Origin of the sequence: Paenibacillus hebaui (genome assembly GCF_051934385.1) — a bacterium.
GTDB lineage: Bacteria > Bacillota > Bacilli > Paenibacillales > Paenibacillaceae > Paenibacillus.
Map to the genome: position 1 here is coordinate 1 of NZ_CP196836.1, position 18,418 is coordinate 18,418.

10 protein-coding genes and 3 rRNA genes are annotated in these 18,418 nt (G+C 47.4%); 12 read left to right on the forward strand and 1 reads right to left on the reverse strand.

Going from position 1 to position 18,418, the window contains the following annotated elements; translation table 11 throughout:
- The 6 genes from dnaA to gyrB all read left to right on the forward strand — a co-directional run bounded on the left by dnaA (nucleotide 1) and on the right by gyrB (nucleotide 6,425).
- Entirely contained in the window at nucleotides 1-1,347 is a 1,347-nt protein-coding gene (dnaA, locus tag ACR32F_RS00005; RefSeq protein ID WP_440115019.1) for a chromosomal replication initiator protein DnaA, read from the forward strand.
- Between the two features lie 220 nt (nucleotides 1,348-1,567).
- A complete protein-coding gene (gene dnaN / locus ACR32F_RS00010; RefSeq protein ID WP_440115021.1) occupies nucleotides 1,568-2,710 on the forward strand; it encodes a DNA polymerase III subunit beta in 1,143 nt (380 codons plus the stop codon).
- Nucleotides 2,711-2,726: 16 nt separating this feature from the next.
- Nucleotides 2,727-2,942 carry a S4 domain-containing protein YaaA gene (gene yaaA / locus ACR32F_RS00015; protein WP_440115023.1) on the forward strand — a complete coding sequence of 72 codons (216 nt, stop codon included), beginning with the start codon at nucleotides 2,727-2,729 and terminating at the stop codon, nucleotides 2,940-2,942.
- Nucleotides 2,943-2,999: 57 nt separating this feature from the next.
- Nucleotides 3,000-4,112, forward strand: a complete 1,113-nt coding sequence (gene recF / locus ACR32F_RS00020) for a DNA replication/repair protein RecF (protein ID WP_440115025.1) — start codon at nucleotides 3,000-3,002, stop codon at nucleotides 4,110-4,112.
- A 13-nt stretch (nucleotides 4,113-4,125) separates the two neighbouring features.
- Nucleotides 4,126-4,374, forward strand: coding sequence for an extracellular matrix regulator RemB (gene remB, locus ACR32F_RS00025; protein ID WP_017691405.1), 249 nt, complete (start codon nucleotides 4,126-4,128; stop codon nucleotides 4,372-4,374).
- Between the two features lie 140 nt (nucleotides 4,375-4,514).
- Nucleotides 4,515-6,425, forward strand: a complete 1,911-nt coding sequence (gene gyrB, locus ACR32F_RS00030; RefSeq protein ID WP_440115027.1) for a DNA topoisomerase (ATP-hydrolyzing) subunit B — start codon at nucleotides 4,515-4,517, stop codon at nucleotides 6,423-6,425.
- A 51-nt stretch (nucleotides 6,426-6,476) separates the two neighbouring features.
- On the opposite strand, the gene ACR32F_RS00035 is transcribed toward gyrB, so the two are convergent.
- Nucleotides 6,477-7,433 (reverse strand): YheC/YheD family protein, encoded by a 957-nt coding sequence (locus ACR32F_RS00035; protein WP_440115029.1) that lies wholly within the window; start codon nucleotides 7,431-7,433, stop codon nucleotides 6,477-6,479.
- Between the two features lie 432 nt (nucleotides 7,434-7,865).
- Between ACR32F_RS00035 and gyrA the strand changes: the two genes are divergently transcribed.
- The 6 genes from gyrA to ACR32F_RS00065 all read left to right on the forward strand — a co-directional run bounded on the left by gyrA (nucleotide 7,866) and on the right by ACR32F_RS00065 (nucleotide 17,887).
- Nucleotides 7,866-10,418: a DNA gyrase subunit A gene (gyrA, locus tag ACR32F_RS00040; RefSeq protein ID WP_440115031.1), complete on the forward strand. Its 2,553-nt coding sequence runs from the start codon at nucleotides 7,866-7,868 to the stop codon at nucleotides 10,416-10,418.
- Between the two features lie 221 nt (nucleotides 10,419-10,639).
- Nucleotides 10,640-11,755, forward strand: coding sequence for an HD-GYP domain-containing protein (locus ACR32F_RS00045; RefSeq protein WP_440115033.1), 1,116 nt, complete (start codon nucleotides 10,640-10,642; stop codon nucleotides 11,753-11,755).
- Between the two features lie 495 nt (nucleotides 11,756-12,250).
- Nucleotides 12,251-13,803, forward strand: a 16S ribosomal RNA gene (locus ACR32F_RS00050).
- Nucleotides 13,804-14,142: 339 nt separating this feature from the next.
- Nucleotides 14,143-17,069 (forward strand): 23S ribosomal RNA (locus tag ACR32F_RS00055).
- A gap of 84 nt (nucleotides 17,070-17,153) precedes the next feature.
- Nucleotides 17,154-17,270, forward strand: a 5S ribosomal RNA gene (gene rrf / locus ACR32F_RS00060).
- The 16S, 23S and 5S rRNA genes sit together here, the layout of an rRNA operon.
- A gap of 179 nt (nucleotides 17,271-17,449) precedes the next feature.
- Nucleotides 17,450-17,887: a hypothetical protein gene (locus ACR32F_RS00065; RefSeq protein ID WP_440115035.1), complete on the forward strand. Its 438-nt coding sequence runs from the start codon at nucleotides 17,450-17,452 to the stop codon at nucleotides 17,885-17,887.
- The last annotated feature ends 531 nt before the right edge of the window (nucleotides 17,888-18,418 follow it).

The window sequence follows — 18,418 nt, forward strand, 5'->3', positions numbered from 1 at the left end:
GTGGACAGCCATACTTCTGATTTATGGCAGCAAATTTTATCAATTATTCAAAACAAACTCAGCAAACCCAGCTTTGACACTTGGTTCAAAGCAACCAAAGCAACCAAGCTAAATGATCGTTCGATCATCATTTCCGCGCCTACCACGTTTGCCGTCGAATGGCTGGAGAGCCGTTACACCAAACTGGTTGGATCAACGGTATATGAGCTGCTTGGCAAACAGGTCGATGTGAAATTTGTCATCGAAGAGAGCAAGCCTGCTGAACCAGACCCGCAACTGCCGGCGCCTAAGCCCAAAGTTGTACAGGAAGAAGCGGTACTCAGCATGCTGAATCCGAAATATACGTTCGATACATTTGTCATCGGGCCGGGCAACCGTTTTGCCCACGCCGCATCGCTGGCGGTCGCTGAAGCGCCCGCCAAAGCATACAATCCTCTGTTCTTATATGGGGGAGTAGGTCTCGGTAAAACTCACTTGATGCATGCAATCGGTCATTATGTACTGGAGCATGATCCGGGCAGCAAAGTTGTTTATTTGTCTTCTGAGAAATTCACGAATGAATTCATTAACTCCATCCGTGACAACCGCGGGGAGAGCTTCCGTAACAAATACCGGAGCGTCGACATTCTGCTCATTGATGATATTCAGTTCTTGGCGGGAAAAGAATCGACACAAGAGGAATTTTTCCATACGTTTAATGCGCTGCATGAGGAACGGAAACAGATCATCATCTCCAGCGACAGACCACCGAAGGAAATTCCGACCCTGGAAGAACGACTTCGTTCTCGCTTTGAATGGGGGTTAATTACAGATATCCAGCCTCCAGATTTGGAGACACGGATCGCTATTTTGCGTAAAAAGGCACGTGCGGAAAACCTGGATATTCCGAATGAAGCGATGATGTACATTGCCAACCAGATTGACACCAACATTCGTGAACTGGAAGGTGCCCTGATTCGGGTCGTTGCTTATTCTTCGCTGACGAATCAGGATGTAACCACTCATCTGGCAGCTGAAGCACTGAAGGATATTATTCCTTCCAGTCGTCCCAAAATGATCACTATCCATGACATCCAACAAAAGGTCGGCGAGTACTACAGCCTTAAGCTTGAAGATTTCAAAGCACGGAAACGGACCAAGGCAGTTGCCTTTCCAAGACAGATTGCCATGTATCTCTCTCGTGAACTGACAGACTTTTCTCTGCCCAAAATCGGAGAAGCATTCGGAGGACGAGATCACACCACTGTCATTCATGCGCACGAAAAAATCTCCCAAGCGATTAAAATCGATCAGGATCTCTATAAAGTTATCAACAACTTAACCGAAAAAATAAAGAATCCAACCTGAACAAGTCCCAAGCCTATGCACAACGTATACACATGTGGATAGGCTTGGGTGTACGGGTTTATACCCACTTATCCACATATTCAGTGCCCCTATTACTATTATTACTATAAAGATCTAAAAGATATCATCTCCAAAATAGCCATTTCGAAGCTAAGCCTCCGGCCTTTGAAAAACACCTTTCAACACCTCAATACCCAAAAAATCAGCTAGGAGTGAAACCATGAAAATCAGCATAATGAAAAACTACTTAAACGATTCCATACAGCAAGTATCCAAAGCGATCTCGAGCCGTACGACCATTCCGATCCTGAGCGGTATCAAATTCGACGTGAATCATCAAGGTGTAACGTTGACAGCAAGCGACACGGACATATCCATTCAATCCTTCATCCCGCTTGAAGATGGAGATAAAAGTGTTGTTCAGATAGAACAACCAGGTAGTGTTGTACTGCCAGCCAAGTTTTTTGTCGAGATCATCAAGAAGCTGCCATCACAGGAAGTGCACATGGAGGTTAAAGAAAACTTCAACACCTTTATCTCTGCAGGTGCCACCGAGATTCAGCTGGTTGGACTTGATCCTGAAGAATTCCCTGTACTTCCAAGCATCGAAGAAAACCAAACCGTATCCATTCCAGGCGATTTGCTGAAAAATATGATTAAGCAAACCGTGTTTTCCATTTCCACACATGAAACCACTCCAATTTTGACGGGAGTACTCTGGAGTCTGGGTGACAATGAACTGAAATTTGTGGCAACAGACCGTCACCGTCTTGCTACTCGTTCAGCAATGCTGGATAATGCAGAGGGTGTACGTTTCAACAATGTGGTGATTTCGGGTAAAACGCTGAACGAACTCAGCAAAATTGTGCCGGATCAAAATACACTTGTGGATATCGTTGTCGCTGACAATCAGGTCCTGTTCAAAATCGACCGTGTTCTCTTCTATTCACGCATTTTGGATGGAACTTATCCGGATACTTCTAGAATTATTCCAACTTCGTACAAAACAGAACTGGTTTTAGATACAAAAAAATTAAGTGAATCCATCGACAGGGCTTATTTGCTGTCGCGTGAAGAAAAAACAAACATTGTGCGAATGCAGACCATGGATTCTGGTACGATCGAAATTTCATCAAGCTCTTCTGAGCTGGGTAAGGTACGAGAAGAAATCGAACCTGCCGATTTTAACGGTGAACCTCTGAAAATCTCATTCAACTCCAAATATATGCTGGATGTACTGAAAGTGGTGGAAAGCGAGCAGCTGATGATTGCTTTCACTGGCGTTATGAGCCCGATCATCTTGAAACCGCTGGACGACAGTCACAGCCTGTACGTCATATTGCCTTACCGGACGACCAACTAACGAAAGGAAGATCATAGTGAACCAAGTTACGATTCGAACGGAATATATCAAGCTTGATCAATTTTTGAAATTAGCTGCTTGTGTACCAACCGGAGGTATGGCCAAAGCTCTGCTTCAGGAAGGACTTGTACGTGTGAATAAAGAGCCTGAGGAACGCCGGGGACGCAAGTTATACCCTGGGGATATCGTTGAAGTGCAAGGAGAAGGCACATTCGAAGTTGCCGCAGAATAAGAAGACCAGTTCGATCCTGCTGCCTCCTGACGGACGGGATAAAAGGGAGGTTACCGCGTGTTTGTCAACAGCATTGATCTGCATCAATTCCGCAATTATGAACATCTGAGACTGGACTCTTTTGGTCCTGTAAACCTGTTGATTGGGCAAAATGCCCAGGGCAAAACCAATCTTGCAGAGGCTATTTTTGTACTTGCGCTCACAAAGAGCCACCGTACATCCCGTGACAAGGAGTTAATCCGTTTTGGTGAGGAACGTGCCCGGATTGCAGCAGAGGTCGACAAAAAGTACGGATCGGTCAAGCTTGAAATATCTTTGTCACAACAAGGCAAAAAAGCGAAGATTAACGGCCTGGAACAGCGCAAGCTAAGTGATTTTGTCGGAGCGCTCAATGTCGTCATGTTTGCACCGGAGGATCTGGAGATAGTCAAAGGCACACCGGGGGTCCGCCGCCGGTTTCTTGACATGGAGATCGGACAAGTTGCCCCAGGATATCTGTATCATCTACAGCAGTATCAGAAAGTGCTCGTGCAACGTAACAATTTGCTCAAGCAGTTATGGGGACAAGGTGCCTCAGCCCAGACCATGCTTGAGGTATGGAACGAACAGTTGGTGGAGCACGGTGTTAAAATCGTCAAAAAAAGGAAACAATTCATAAAGAAACTTCAAAAGTGGGCTGAAACGATTCATCAAGGGATCACCGGAGGCGGAGAAGTCTTGCGGCTGGCCTATCTTCCTTCCTTCAGCGAAGCTGCTGAGGAAGATGAAGCTGTCTTAATGGACCAATTTATGATAAAATTATCACAAATGAAAGAGCAGGAGATTCGCCGAGGCACAACCCTTAGTGGGCCGCATCGGGATGACCTGTCCTTTTTCATTAACGATCGGGAAGTACAAACCTATGGCTCGCAGGGGCAGCAGCGCACAACGGCGTTGTCCCTTAAACTTGCGGAAATTGAACTGATTCACGAAGAAATCGGAGAATATCCGGTCCTGCTGCTGGACGATGTACTGTCTGAACTGGACCCATTTCGTCAGACGCAGCTGATCGAAACGTTCCAGAGCAAGGTGCAAACCTTTATTACGGCTACGGGGATCGAGAGCCTGAACGTTGACAAGCTCAAAGATGCCAGTATTTATCACGTTCATGCCGGACAGGTTGAACGCTAAGGAGTGAGGGCTTATGTACATTCATCTGGGCGGTGAGAAGATCATCCGTTCTTCCGAATTGGTCGCTATTTTTGATATATCGATTGAAAAATCCTCAAAAATCTCCAAGCAGTATGTCACTCATGCGGAGCAGGAAAAAACAGTGGAGCACATCGGCGAAGAGGAAGCCAAGTCCATTGTGGTGACCAAAAACATTGTGTACTACTCGCCTATTTCCTCAGCCACGCTGAAGAAGCGGGCACACATTTTTCCTGATCTCTAGCGTTTTTGTGGCATAAAAATTGTGCCTTTTGCTGCTTGTTTTAATTTCGACAGCTTGCTGAAATGAACGTCGCCTATTTCAGCAAACATTCTTAGTTAACGCATATTTACGATATTGAATCTATAGAAGTAGGTGAAAGCATGTCTATGAATCAACCGTCATATGGTGCAGATGAAATTCAGGTACTTGAAGGGCTGGAAGCCGTACGTAAACGACCGGGGATGTATATTGGTTCCACCAGTGCCAAAGGTCTGCATCATCTCGTTTGGGAAGTAGTGGACAACAGTATTGACGAAGCACTCGCAGGTTATTGTGATCATATCGAAGTTACTATTCATGAAGATAACAGCGTCACTGTAGTCGATAATGGGCGGGGGATTCCTGTCGGTGAACATGCCAAAATGAAACGTCCTGCGCTTGAGGTTGTTATGACTGTTCTGCATGCAGGTGGTAAATTTGGCGGTGGCGGTTACAAAGTATCTGGTGGTCTTCATGGGGTGGGTGTATCGGTCGTCAATGCTCTATCAGAGAAAGTTGTTGTTACAGTTAAGGTTGACGGCCAAGTGTATCAACAGGAATACCGCCGTGGAGCTCCACAGTATGACCTGAAAGTGATCGGAACAACCGAAGAAACGGGAACAACGGTTAGGTTCCATCCGGATCCTGAAATTTTCACGGAAACGAGAGTGTACGACTACGATATCTTGCTCGCCCGTATTCGTGAGCTGGCGTTCCTGAACAAGGGCATCGGTCTTACATTGACGGATGAGCGTACGGGTGCAACCAACTCGTTCATGTACGAAGGTGGTATTATCGAATACGTCTCCTTCCTTAACCAGAAGCGCGAAGTACTGCATGAAAATCCAATTTACGTCGAAGGTTCCAGAGACAACATCCAGGTGGAAGTTGCTCTGCAATACAATGACAACTACACCGAGAATATCTATTCCTTCGCCAACAATATCAACACACATGAGGGCGGAACGCATGAATCAGGATTCAAGAGTGCCCTTACACGGATTATCAATGACTATGCCCGCAAGGCGGGGGTAATTAAGGACAGTACGGGTAACTTGTCCGGCGATGATGTTAGGGAAGGACTCACGGCCATTATTTCGGTCAAAATTCCGGAACCGCAATTTGAAGGACAGACGAAAACCAAGCTGGGAAACAGTGAAGTGCGTGGTATTGTCGAATCCTTGTTTGCCGAGAAACTGCAGGAGTTCCTGGAAGAGAATCCTTCCGTATCCCGTCGCATTTTGGAAAAAGGACTGCAAGCAGCACGTGCTCGTGAAGCTGCCCGTAAAGCACGGGAACTGACACGTCGTAAAGGTGCACTTGAAGTAAGCTCACTTCCAGGTAAACTGGCTGACTGTTCATCCAAGGATGCTTCCATCAGTGAATTGTACATCGTCGAAGGTGACTCTGCCGGTGGATCGGCGAAGCAAGGTCGGGATCGTCATTTCCAAGCGATTTTGCCGCTGCGCGGTAAAATTCTGAACGTGGAAAAAGCTCGTCTTGACCGGATCTTGGGTAATGCGGAGATTAGAGCCATTATTACGGCGATGGGTACGGGAATTGGCGATGACTTCGATATTGCCAAAGCCCGCTATCACAAAATCATTTTGATGACGGATGCCGATGTCGATGGTGCCCATATCCGAACACTGTTGCTGACATTCCTGTATCGGTACATGCGCAAAATCATCGAGGCAGGCTATGTATACATTGCTCAGCCTCCATTGTTCAAGATTGAGCGTAACAAAGTTATTCGCTATGCGGGTTCCGAGAAAGAACGCGATGAAATTATTGCTACGCTCGGTGAAAATGCGAAGTTTAATATCCAGCGTTACAAAGGTCTCGGTGAGATGAATGCCGGACAATTGTGGGAAACGACGATGGACCCTGAGAGCCGGACAATGCTGCAAGTATCCATCAACGATGCTATACTTGCCGATGCTATGTTCGACACACTGATGGGGGATAACGTTGAACCTCGTCGTGACTTTATTCAGGAAAATGCTAAATACGTGAAAAACCTAGATATTTAAACGATATCCAACAGAGGCGCCTGTGAGGGCGCCTTTTTTATATTCCTATAATCAACGTGTGCGTTTCTTGGCAGAGGAGGCCTGAGCCTTATGAGATGGCCGAGAGGATTTCCTTCTTTTGGAGGGCAATCTGCCGTATGCTATCGCATAACGTCTGATCTTCCGATACGTTTGCTTGTCTGGCAGCAGAGCAAAAGCATAAATACCCGGCAGTGTATTAACTTCAAGAATCCAGGGCCGTCCGCTCTCGTCCAGTGCGATATCGATACCGATTTCTTTGAGTCTGGGAAATGACCTTTGCAGCTGCACCGCCATATGAATGCCTAACCGATATAGTTCACTACGGAGTTGATCAAATTCATGATTGTTAAAATGGGGCCGCACGACTTCTTCAAATGAGGCCAACCGTCCGCCTCCATGGATGTTGGTAATAATTTTACCCGGTGCAGCTATTCTGCCCAGAATGCCTGTCGTTTCCCAACTGTGCTGTAGATTTTTCTGGGTTAATACCCGCAAGTCGAAAGGCAATCCATCATGCTTCATCAGCGGAATACCCTGTTGAATGATGTATTCCCGGTTCTCAATGCGTTCATTGAGAGCTATTTCCAATTCATCCAGGGAATGAAAGATGAACTCATCTGTACCGTATCGAAGTTCGTACGTCGTTATATCGATCGCTGGAGATGCCTGGACCTCTGTTTCATTTGCGACAGGGGAGGGGCATTTATCGGCTTCATCGATTGTTTCTTGATCGAGTGTACCTTCACCGGTAGCCGAATCGTCCGCAGTGATAGGGAGTGTAGATATCCAAGTGGTTTTTACCCGCATGACTCCATTTCCATAAGTCCCCCGATCCGGTTTGATATAGTTTGACTCAAATAATTCAGTCATCCGTTCCAGGGTTTGGCGACTATATTTTCGTGTAACTGGTATATATCCATTTACACTACGGCTGCGTTGTAACACAACTGTCTTGGTCCATTTGCTGGAGACACGCTGGATACCCAAGAGCCATCAGTCCTTTCAAGTTTTGTTGGGTTCTCTAAGAGTGACAGGCATGGAGAAATCAAAGGACAAGAGATGATTTCAGTGGTATAATAGAGAAATATGGCGTTTTGTGCTATTGTTGCACAATTTGTAGTTTGATCGTAGAACGGGAACGGCTTCATCCTAAGATAGGGATAGTCCATTTGCCGCTTTTTCTAGCATTGTATGTGCAGATGGTGAGGAAGGCAGGGCTAACCCCCAGACTCTCCAAAGTTCCCGGAAGAAAGGCTATTGCCCAGCGGACGTTTAATTGTGTAACTTTTGTGAAAGTAATATAATAAAGGGTAGCGTTCTTGCGCGGTCTTAGCCTTGTTAGGCTTTTCACATATAACACATATAATTAATTTTAATGACTGAATGAATGTTTGTTGAAGGACAAGAAGGAGGTCCAGCATGGCGGAAGAAATGAACTCACAGATTAAAGATCGGGATATTGGCGTCGAGATGCGTGAATCGTTTATGGATTACGCGATGAGCATCATTGTTAGCCGTGCCTTACCTGACGTGCGTGATGGATTGAAGCCGGTTCACCGGCGTATTCTGTACGCAATGTCGGAGCTCGGCATGACACCCGATAAACCACATAAAAAATCAGCCAGAATCGTCGGCGAAGTTATCGGTAAGTATCACCCACACGGTGACTCTGCTGTATACGAAACGATGGTACGGATGGCTCAGGATTTCTCCCTGCGCTACATGCATGTAGATGGACATGGTAACTTTGGATCGGTGGATGGCGATATGGCAGCAGCCATGCGTTACACAGAGGCCCGTTTGTCCAAGATTGCAATGGAAATGCTCAGAGATATTAACAAAGATACGATTGATTTCCAGCCGAACTATGACGGTGAGGAAAGTGAGCCTATTGTTCTTCCGGCTCGTTTTCCTAACTTGCTTGTCAATGGTGTCGGTGGGATTGCGGTAGGTATGGCAACCAACATTCCTCCTCATAATCTGGGCGAAGTGATTGATGGCGTACAGGCTATGATCCAAAATCCTGATATTACATCCATGGAATTGATGGATTACATTCATGGACCTGACTTCCCAACTTCCGGTTATATTTTGGGACGCTCTGGAATTCGGCAGGCGTATCAAACTGGACGCGGCTCGGTAACGATGAGGGCCAAAACGAACATCGAAGAGAATAACAACAAAGCGAAAATTATCGTTACAGAGCTCCCTTATCAGGTGAACAAGGCGAGACTCGTTGAGAAAATCGCCGAGTTGGTACGTGATAAAAAGATTGATGGGATTACAGACCTTCGTGATGAGTCTGACCGTAACGGTATGCGGGTTGTGATCGAGCTCCGCAGAGACGTAAATCCAGGGGTTGTTCTGAACAACCTGTACAAACATACATCGATGCAGTCCACTTTTGGGATTAACATGCTTGCGATTGTGAATAAAGAACCTAAAATTCTGAACTTGCGTGAAGTGTTGTATCACTACCTGCAGCATCAGATTGAGGTTATTCGCAGACGTACGCAGTTTGAACTGAAAAAGGCTGAAGCTCGTGCACACATTCTAGAAGGTTTGCGTATTGCGCTGGATCATATCGACGAGATTATTACATTGATTCGTTCATCCAGTAATGCAGATGCAGCCAGAGAAGGTTTGATTGAGCGTTTTTCACTCAGTCATGATCAGGCGCAAGCCATTCTCGATATGCGTTTGCAACGCCTCACAGGTTTGGAACGCGAACGTATCGAAAATGAATATAACGAATTGATGGTCAAAATTGCAGAGTATCGCGAAATTCTGGCCAACGAGCATCTCGTGCTTGAGATTATCAGCACGGAGCTGCAAGAAATTCGTGATCGCTTCAGTGATGATCGTCGTACCGAGATCACTGTAGGTGAAGAGAGCATTTTGGATGAGGATCTGATCCCACGTGAAGAGGTCATCATCACGATTACTCATACAGGCTATGTGAAACGTTTGCCGGTATCGACATACCGCAGCCAGAAACGTGGTGGACGTGGAGTTGTGGGAATGGACACGAAAGATACCGACTTTGTTGAGCATCTGTTCGTGACCAACTCTCACAATTACCTCATGTTCTTTACCGACAAAGGTAAAGTGTACCGTCTCAAAGCCTATGAGATTCCTGAGCTTGGACGTACAGCACGAGGAACGCCGATTATCAACCTGATTCAAATCGAGCAGGGTGAATCGGTTAATGCCGTTATTCCAGTCCAGGAATTTGAGAGCGACATGTATCTATTCTTTGCTACCCGTCAAGGGGTTGTGAAAAAGACGCCGCTTGAGGATTACACCAATATTCGCAAAGGTGGTCTGATCGGGATTTCCCTGCGTGATGATGATATCCTCATTGACGTTAAGCTGACGGACGGACAGCAGGAGATCATCATGGGTACAGCTCACGGAATGTCCATCCGTTTCTCGGAAGGAAATGTTCGTTCCATGGGACGAAATGCAACCGGGGTTAAAGGGATAACGCTGGATAAGCAGGATGAGGTTATCGGTATGGATGTAGTTGATAAAGAACTTGATGTTCTGATTGTTACAGCCAAAGGTTACGGTAAACGTACACCTGTCAGCGATTATCGGATGCAGACTCGTGGCGGTAAAGGGATCAAAACCATTAACGTCACAGAGAAGAACGGGTCGGTAGTCAGCCTCAAAATGGTTAAAACGGAAGAAGATCTGATGATTATTACTTCTAGTGGTACATTAATTCGGATGAGTATGGAAGGCATCTCCACTATGGGTCGATACACGCAAGGTGTGAAGCTGATTCATATACGTGACGAAGATTCTGTAGCTACAGTTAGCCGGATAGACAAGAATGAAGAAGAGCCAGATGAAGAGTTGCTTGAAGGGCTAGAAGCCGGAGAGTCAGAAGGTCCAGTGGTAAGTCTGGATGAGGAGACTGTTTCCGATGCTGAGGTTGAAGGCGATGACTCGGGTTCGGAAGCATAGTCTAGATTTTTCTTTAAATCAACGCATGAATGAGTTGTTGGAATAAAACTGGAGGGCTCCCGTAAGGGGGCCCTTTGTTATTTTGACTGTTGCATCACAACTATCCTCAAAATCTGGGATGTACAGCCTGATTCTTGAGTAATATAATGGGAAATATCGTGAAAAGTCGGGACTATAGTCTTGTTATCATCATAGAAGAACAATGAGTGAGGGGAATAAACATGGGATTGATCGCCCTGTCAGAAGTCAAACCAGGACTTAAACTGGGAAATGACGTACATACAATTCGCGGTAACGTTTTGTTTCAGAAAGGCAAAGTCATTTTGCCAAAAGATGTGGAAGTGCTTCGTGCCTTCATGATTCACCAGGTGGTTATCGAACAGGAGAGAGCAGGGACAAGCAGTGCTGGTTCTAAGGCTTCATCTACGTCCGCAGGAAGTCCAGGGACTGACAAGAACGAACAAACAGTTAAGGGAGGCGGAACTGTTTCAGCTCCCGTAATATCATCTTTACATGAAGAATACGAGAAGATGGTTGGATTGACCAAAAACGCATTTCTCTCCTCTCTGGCGGCTGAATTGCCTGTATACGAGCTGCGCACGCAGCTTGAGGCATTGTTTACATATCTCAAACAGTATAATGTGCTGACTTTCAGTCCACGACTAATGAAGGAACATGATTATGTATATCACCATGCTGTATTAAGCGCGATGACTTCCTATCAGTTGGCTCAGTGGATAGATCTGCCCTCCAAGGACTGGATGCAGGTTGCTTTTGCGGGATTGTTCCATGATATCGGTAACAGCAAAGTTGATCCACAGATCCTCCATAAGCCATCCACGCTAACTACATCAGAACAGGAAGAGATCCGGCAGCATACGAAATATGGCTATCAGGTCTTGAAGCAGGCAAAGGCAATTAATGAAGGTGCCAGACTTGCGGCTTTACAGCATCATGAAAAAGTCGATGGATCGGGCTACCCGCTACAACTTAGCGGCACTCAGATTCATATCTATGCCAAAATTGTAGCCATCGCTGATATTTTCCACGCCATGACGTTAGAGAAGATCTATCGCAAGGCACAGTCACCGTATCTGGTATTGGAACAAATTCAAAGTGAAGCTTTTGGCAAGCTGGATCCTGCCATTGTAAATGTATTTGTTCAACGTTCTACTCAAATCCATAATGGCATTCGAGTGAAACTCAGTGATAATCAGATAGGTGAAATCATTTTCTCAGATCGGGATCATCCTACACGACCAATGGTATCCATTGAGGGAACCATCATTAATCTGATGCAGCAAAGACAGCTCCACATTCAGGAAGTTATAGGCTAGGATCTATTTGCTTGTATAGAAGAGAAGAAGCCTCTTCATATGGAGTGGCTTCTGAAGTTCGTGAGACCAAACGCGGAAGAAGTATGTCTAGCATAGGGGATAATGAAGGCATTTTGTTTAGTTCTATGATGATAATAACCTTTGTTCAAAAAAAAGACTTGCATTCAAAAACTGTACATGGTATATTCTAATTCCGGCCAAGAAAACACGAGAAACACGGTGCGGCAAGCAAATGATGAAGCTTCGAAAGAAACTTAAAAAAAGAGCTTGCAAAGTTGGTTCGGACATGATAGGATATAAGAGTTGCCAGAGAGAACAACGACGGCGACGAGAAACAAGTTTGATCTTTGAAAACTGAACAACGAGTGAGTAAACATTCTGCTTGCAGAATGAACGCGAAAGTTTGAGACAAGCCTTGGCTTGGATCAGCTGGAGCACAAATGAGATTTTTAATCTCGTCAGATTCAAAATGAGCTTATCGCTCTTTTCAATACTTTATTGGAGAGTTTGATCCTGGCTCAGGACGAACGCTGGCGGCATGCCTAATACATGCAAGTCGAGCGGACTTGATGAGAAGCTTGCTTCTCTGATGGTTAGCGGCGGACGGGTGAGTAACACGTAGGCAACCTGCCCTCAAGCTTGGGACAACTACCGGAAACGGTAGCTAATACCGAATACTTGTTTCCTTCTCCTGAAGGAAACTGGAAAGACGGAGCAATCTGTCACTTGGGGATGGGCCTGCGGCGCATTAGCTAGTTGGTGAGGTAACGGCTCACCAAGGCGACGATGCGTAGCCGACCTGAGAGGGTGATCGGCCACACTGGGACTGAGACACGGCCCAGACTCCTACGGGAGGCAGCAGTAGGGAATCTTCCGCAATGGGCGAAAGCCTGACGGAGCAATGCCGCGTGAGTGATGAAGGTTTTCGGATCGTAAAGCTCTGTTGCCAGGGAAGAACGTCCTTGAGAGTAACTGCTCAAGGAGTGACGGTACCTGAGAAGAAAGCCCCGGCTAACTACGTGCCAGCAGCCGCGGTAATACGTAGGGGGCAAGCGTTGTCCGGAATTATTGGGCGTAAAGCGCGCGCAGGCGGTCATTTAAGTCTGGTGTTTAATCCCGGGGCTCAACCCCGGATCGCACTGGAAACTGGGTGACTTGAGTGCAGAAGAGGAGAGTGGAATTCCACGTGTAGCGGTGAAATGCGTAGATATGTGGAGGAACACCAGTGGCGAAGGCGACTCTCTGGGCTGTAACTGACGCTGAGGCGCGAAAGCGTGGGGAGCAAACAGGATTAGATACCCTGGTAGTCCACGCCGTAAACGATGAGTGCTAGGTGTTAGGGGTTTCGATACCCTTGGTGCCGAAGTTAACACATTAAGCACTCCGCCTGGGGAGTACGGTCGCAAGACTGAAACTCAAAGGAATTGACGGGGACCCGCACAAGCAGTGGAGTATGTGGTTTAATTCGAAGCAACGCGAAGAACCTTACCAGGTCTTGACATCCCTCTGATCGATGCAGAGATGTATCTTTCCTTCGGGACAGAGGAGACAGGTGGTGCATGGTTGTCGTCAGCTCGTGTCGTGAGATGTTGGGTTAAGTCCCGCAACGAGCGCAACCCTTATATTTAGTTGCCAGCACTTCGGGTGGGCACTCTAGATAGACTGCCGGTGACAAACCGGAGGAAGGTGGGGATGACGTCAAATCATCATGCCCCTTATGACCTGGGCTACACACGTACTACAATGGCCGGTACAACGGGCTGCGAAATCGCGAGATGGAGCGAATCCCAACAAAGCCGGTCTCAGTTCGGATTGCAGGCTGCAACTCGCCTGCATGAAGTCGGAATTGCTAGTAATCGCGGATCAGCATGCCGCGGTGAATACGTTCCCGGGTCTTGTACACACCGCCCGTCACACCACGAGAGTTTATAACACCCGAAGTCGGTGGGGTAACCGCAAGGAGCCAGCCGCCGAAGGTGGGATAGATGATTGGGGTGAAGTCGTAACAAGGTAGCCGTATCGGAAGGTGCGGCTGGATCACCTCCTTTCTATGGAGAATCGTTTCCCGAGTGGAAACATTCAAAACCAAGTCTTCAGGAAGCATGCTTCCGAAGCGAGCTTTACTTCGTAAAGCTTTTAACTCACTCGTTGCTCAGTTTTGAGAGCTCAAACTCTCAAACAGCTTGCTTTTGCATGGAGCTTGTTCTTTGAAAACTAGATATCGAAACGAAATTTTGCGATTTAGAACATTCCTTTAAACTGATCTTGTGTAAACAAGTGAAGTGTTTATAAGGTAGATTGCATGAGCGAGTGATCGAAATGGAGCGACTTTTGGCTTTGGACGTAGTCCAAAACAAGCGGAGCGACAGCTCGAACACGAGCGATATGGTTAAGCTACTAAGAGCACACGGAGGATGCCTAGGCGCTAGGAGCCGATGAAGGACGTGGCGAACAACGAAACTGCCTCGGGGAGCTGTAAGCAAGCTTTGATCCGGGGGTGTCCGAATGGGGAAACCCAGCTGGGGTAATTTCCAGTTACTCACAACTGAATACATAGGTTGTGCAGAGGCATACCAGGGGAACTGAAACATCTAAGTACCCTGAGGAAGAGAAAACAATAGTGATTCCGTCAGTAGCGGCGAGCGAACGCGGAGAAGCCCAAACCAGAGAGCTTGCTCTTTGGGGTTGTGGGACGTCTCACATGGAGTTACAAAGGAGCCGATTAAGCGAAGAGGTCTGGAAAGGCCCGCCAAAGAAGGTAAAAGCCCTGTAGTTGAAAGTCTGCTCTCTCCGAGACCAATCCCGAGTAGTGCGGGGCACGTGAAACCCCGTATGAATCCGGCAGGACCATCTGCCAAGGCTAAATACTTCCTAGCGACCGATAGTGAAGCAGTACCGTGAGGGAAAGGTGAAAAGCACCCCGGAAGGGGAGTGAAATAGAACCTGAAACCGTGTGCTTACAAAAAGTCAGAGCCCGTTTTAGGGGTGATGGCGTGCCTTTTGTAGAATGAACCGGCGAGTTACGTTCCCGTGCAAGGTTAAGGTGATGAGCCGGAGCCGCAGCGAAAGCGAGTCTGAATAGGGCGAGTTAGTACGTGGACGTAGACCCGAAACCGGGTGATCTACCCCTGTCCAGGGTGAAGGTGCGGTAACACGCACTGGAGGCCCGAACCCACGCATGTTGAAAAATGCGGGGATGAGGTGGGGGTAGCGGAGAAATTCCAATCGAACTCGGAGATAGCTGGTTCTCCCCGAAATAGCTTTAGGGCTAGCCTCGGAAAACAGAGTCGTGGAGGTAGAGCACTGATTGGGTGCGGGGCCCGCAAGGGTTACCAAGCTCAGTCAAACTCCGAATGCCATAGACTTACTTCCGGGAGTCAGACAGTGAGTGCTAAGATCCATTGTCAAAAGGGAAACAGCCCAGACCATCAGCTAAGGTCCCCAAGTGTGTGTTAAGTGGAAAAGGATGTGGAGTTGCCCAGACAACCAGGATGTTGGCTTAGAAGCAGCCACCATTGAAAGAGTGCGTAATAGCTCACTGGTCGAGTGACTCTGCGCCGAAAATGTAACGGGGCTAAACACACCACCGAAGCTATGGCTTGATGCTTTGCATCAGGGGTAGGGGAGCGTTGTATAAGGGTTGAAGGTGTACCGTAAGGAGCGCTGGACATTATACAAGTGAGAATGCCGGTATGAGTAACGAAAAGATCAGTGAGAATCTGATCCGCCGAAAGCCTAAGGGTTCCTGAGGAAGGCTCGTCCGCTCAGGGTAAGTCGGGACCTAAGGCGAGGCCGAAAGGCGTAGTCGAAGGACAACAGGTCGAAATTCCTGTACCACCGTAAGCCGTTATGAGCAATGGGGGGACGCAGCAGGGTAGTGACGCGGACTGATGGATGTCCGTCTAAGCAGTGAGGCTGATGTGTAGGCAAATCCGCACATCGATAAGGCTGGGCTGTGATGGGGAGCGAAAATTATAGTAGCGAAGGTCATGATCTCACACTGCCAAGAAAAGCCTCTAGCCAGGTGATGGTGCCCGTACCGCAAACCGACACAGGTAGGCGAGAAGAGTATTCTAAGGCGCGCGGAAGAACTCTCGTTAAGGAACTCGGCAAAATGACCCCGTAACTTCGGGAGAAGGGGTGCCCCGGTAGTGTGAATAGCACGAGGGGGCCGCAGTGAAAAGGCCCAAGCGACTGTTTAGCAAAAACACAGGTCTGTGCGAAGCCGTAAGGCGAAGTATACGGGCTGACGCCTGCCCGGTGCTGGAAGGTTAAGGGGAGTGGTTAGGAGCAATCCGAAGCTGTGAACCGAAGCCCCAGTAAACGGCGGCCGTAACTATAACGGTCCTAAGGTAGCGAAATTCCTTGTCAGGTAAATTCTGACCCGCACGAATGGCGTAACGACTTGGGCGCTGTCTCAACGAGAGATCCGGTGAAATTTTAATACCTGTGAAGATGCAGGTTACCCGCGACAAGACGGAAAGACCCCATGGAGCTTTACTGCAGCTTGATATTGAATTTGGGTACGATCTGTACAGGATAGGTGGGAGCCTTTGAAGCATGAGCGCCAGCTTGTGTGGAGGCACCGTTGGGATACCACCCTGATCGTATCTAGGTTCTAACCTGGTACCGTAATCCGGTGCGGGGACAGTGTCAGGTGGGCAGTTTGACTGGGGCGGTCGCCTCCTAAAGAGTAACGGAGGCGCCCAAAGGTTCCCTCAGAATGGTTGGAAATCATTCGAAGAGTGCAAAGGCATAAGGGAGCTTGACTGCGAGACCTACAAGTCGAGCAGGGACGAAAGTCGGGCTTAGTGATCCGGTGGTACCGCATGGAAGGGCCATCGCTCAACGGATAAAAGCTACCCTGGGGATAACAGGCTTATCTCCCCCAAGAGTCCACATCGACGGGGAGGTTTGGCACCTCGATGTCGGCTCATCGCATCCTGGGGCTGAAGTAGGTCCCAAGGGTTGGGCTGTTCGCCCATTAAAGCGGTACGCGAGCTGGGTTCAGAACGTCGTGAGACAGTTCGGTCCCTATCTGTCGTGGGCGTAGGAAATTTGAGAGGAGCTGTCCTTAGTACGAGAGGACCGGGATGGACGTACCGCTGGTGTACCAGTTGTTCCGCCAGGAGCACCGCTGGGTAGCTATGTACGGAAGGGATAAGCGCTGAAAGCATCTAAGCGTGAAGCCCCCCTCAAGATGAGATTTCCCAGTATGTAAGACCCCTTGAAGACGACGAGGTAGATAGGCTGGGGGTGGAAGTGCAGCAATGCATGGAGCTGACCAGTACTAATCGGTCGAGGGCTTATCCAATATGCAGGTTGTAAGACGCAAATTTCGTTTCGAATCTAGTTTTCAGAGAACAAATACTCTGAAATGTAAGCTATAAGCTATGCGTTTGGTGGCGATGGCGGAGGGGTTCCACACGTACCCATCCCGAACACGACCGTTAAGCCCTCTAGCGCCGATGGTACTTGGACCGCAGGGTCCTGGGAGAGTAGGACGCCGCCAAGCAAAGAACCACTGCCGATGTAATTCGGTGGTGGTTTTTATTTGTTTATGAGCGTAAAAAGGAAGGTAACAGTTTTGTTACGGAAAATTAGTGCCAAACCAGTATAATAGGACTATGTTAAATATGCTAAAAGTACCTGACCACAGAGCTGGAATGTGCAGCTGTGAAAAGGAGGGTGTGTGTGTTAAGTTGGCGAAGACTGGGTCTTCATTCATTTCTTTTGCTCTGCCTGTTGGCTGTGCTTGTAGGATGTAGTGAAGCAGGATCTGCATGGACTTCTTATGAAGGAGCGGTAAACGAGAAAGGTTTCCCGGTTCCTAAAGTAGCGAATAAATCTGATCAGTCCGAGAACAATTCGGATTTGGATTATGTTCGATATACGCTTTCTGGTATCAGTGAGAGCACTAGCTTGCCTGAGGTATATCTAGACGAGATTAAAAGCTGGGGCTGGACAGAGAAGCAAGCCAAGAGTACATCTAAAGACTCAAGTTCCCTACGGGTGTTTGCTAAGGAGGGACATACGGTACATTTAGCTGTACATGATGGTTTCTTTACATTGATGGTTCCAAAAAGCGAAGCTGCCAATACGACAGTAAAGTCGCTTGATGACGATGAGTGAAGGTTGAGAGTTATTGTTTAACTAATTAACGCTGTAATGGTCCTTATATAGCAAAGCTCCTGTTGAAATTGGCGGGGGCTTTTTTTATTCTATTCGATGAAGTAGTTTGAATGTTGAAGGGGAAAGGTGCCGTTTCAATGGATCCGTTTGTAGATACGTTACATAGAGCCTCTGTTCGTTGTAGAGTCGTAGGAAAAGAGTAGGGGCAATAGGTGGGATGATAACGTCGTTAGACCCGTTATAGAGTCATCATAGGTCTTCAGCGTATTGTATATATCTACTTAGGATGTTGAGCGGTTAGGGAGTGTAGAGAGGTTTTAATACGTTTGGAGAGGGGAGAGTTGTACGTTCAACCAGTTGACTGAGCAACAGAATAAAAAATAAAAAGCGATTCTATTGTGGATAACTGTTTTGACTACACTCAAGCTGTGGATAAGGGATAGGAGTAAACAATAAACAAAGGTTATCCACAGTGGATAACCTTTGAGATTTGAATAGTTACGTAATATTCCGAAATCAAGATACGATGCA

Bases quoted from the DNA above. Each gene is read 5' to 3' on its own strand.
- remB (WP_017691405.1), top strand. From the start codon at position 4,126: ATGTACATTCATCTGGGCGGTGAGAAGATCATCCGTTCTTCCGAATTG.
- gyrA (WP_440115031.1), top strand. From the start codon at position 7,866: ATGGCGGAAGAAATGAACTCACAGATTAAAGATCGGGATATTGGCGTC.
- dnaN (WP_440115021.1), top strand. From the start codon at position 1,568: ATGAAAATCAGCATAATGAAAAACTACTTAAACGATTCCATACAGCAA.
- ACR32F_RS00045 (WP_440115033.1), top strand. From the start codon at position 10,640: ATGGGATTGATCGCCCTGTCAGAAGTCAAACCAGGACTTAAACTGGGA.
- gyrB (WP_440115027.1), top strand. From the start codon at position 4,515: ATGTCTATGAATCAACCGTCATATGGTGCAGATGAAATTCAGGTACTT.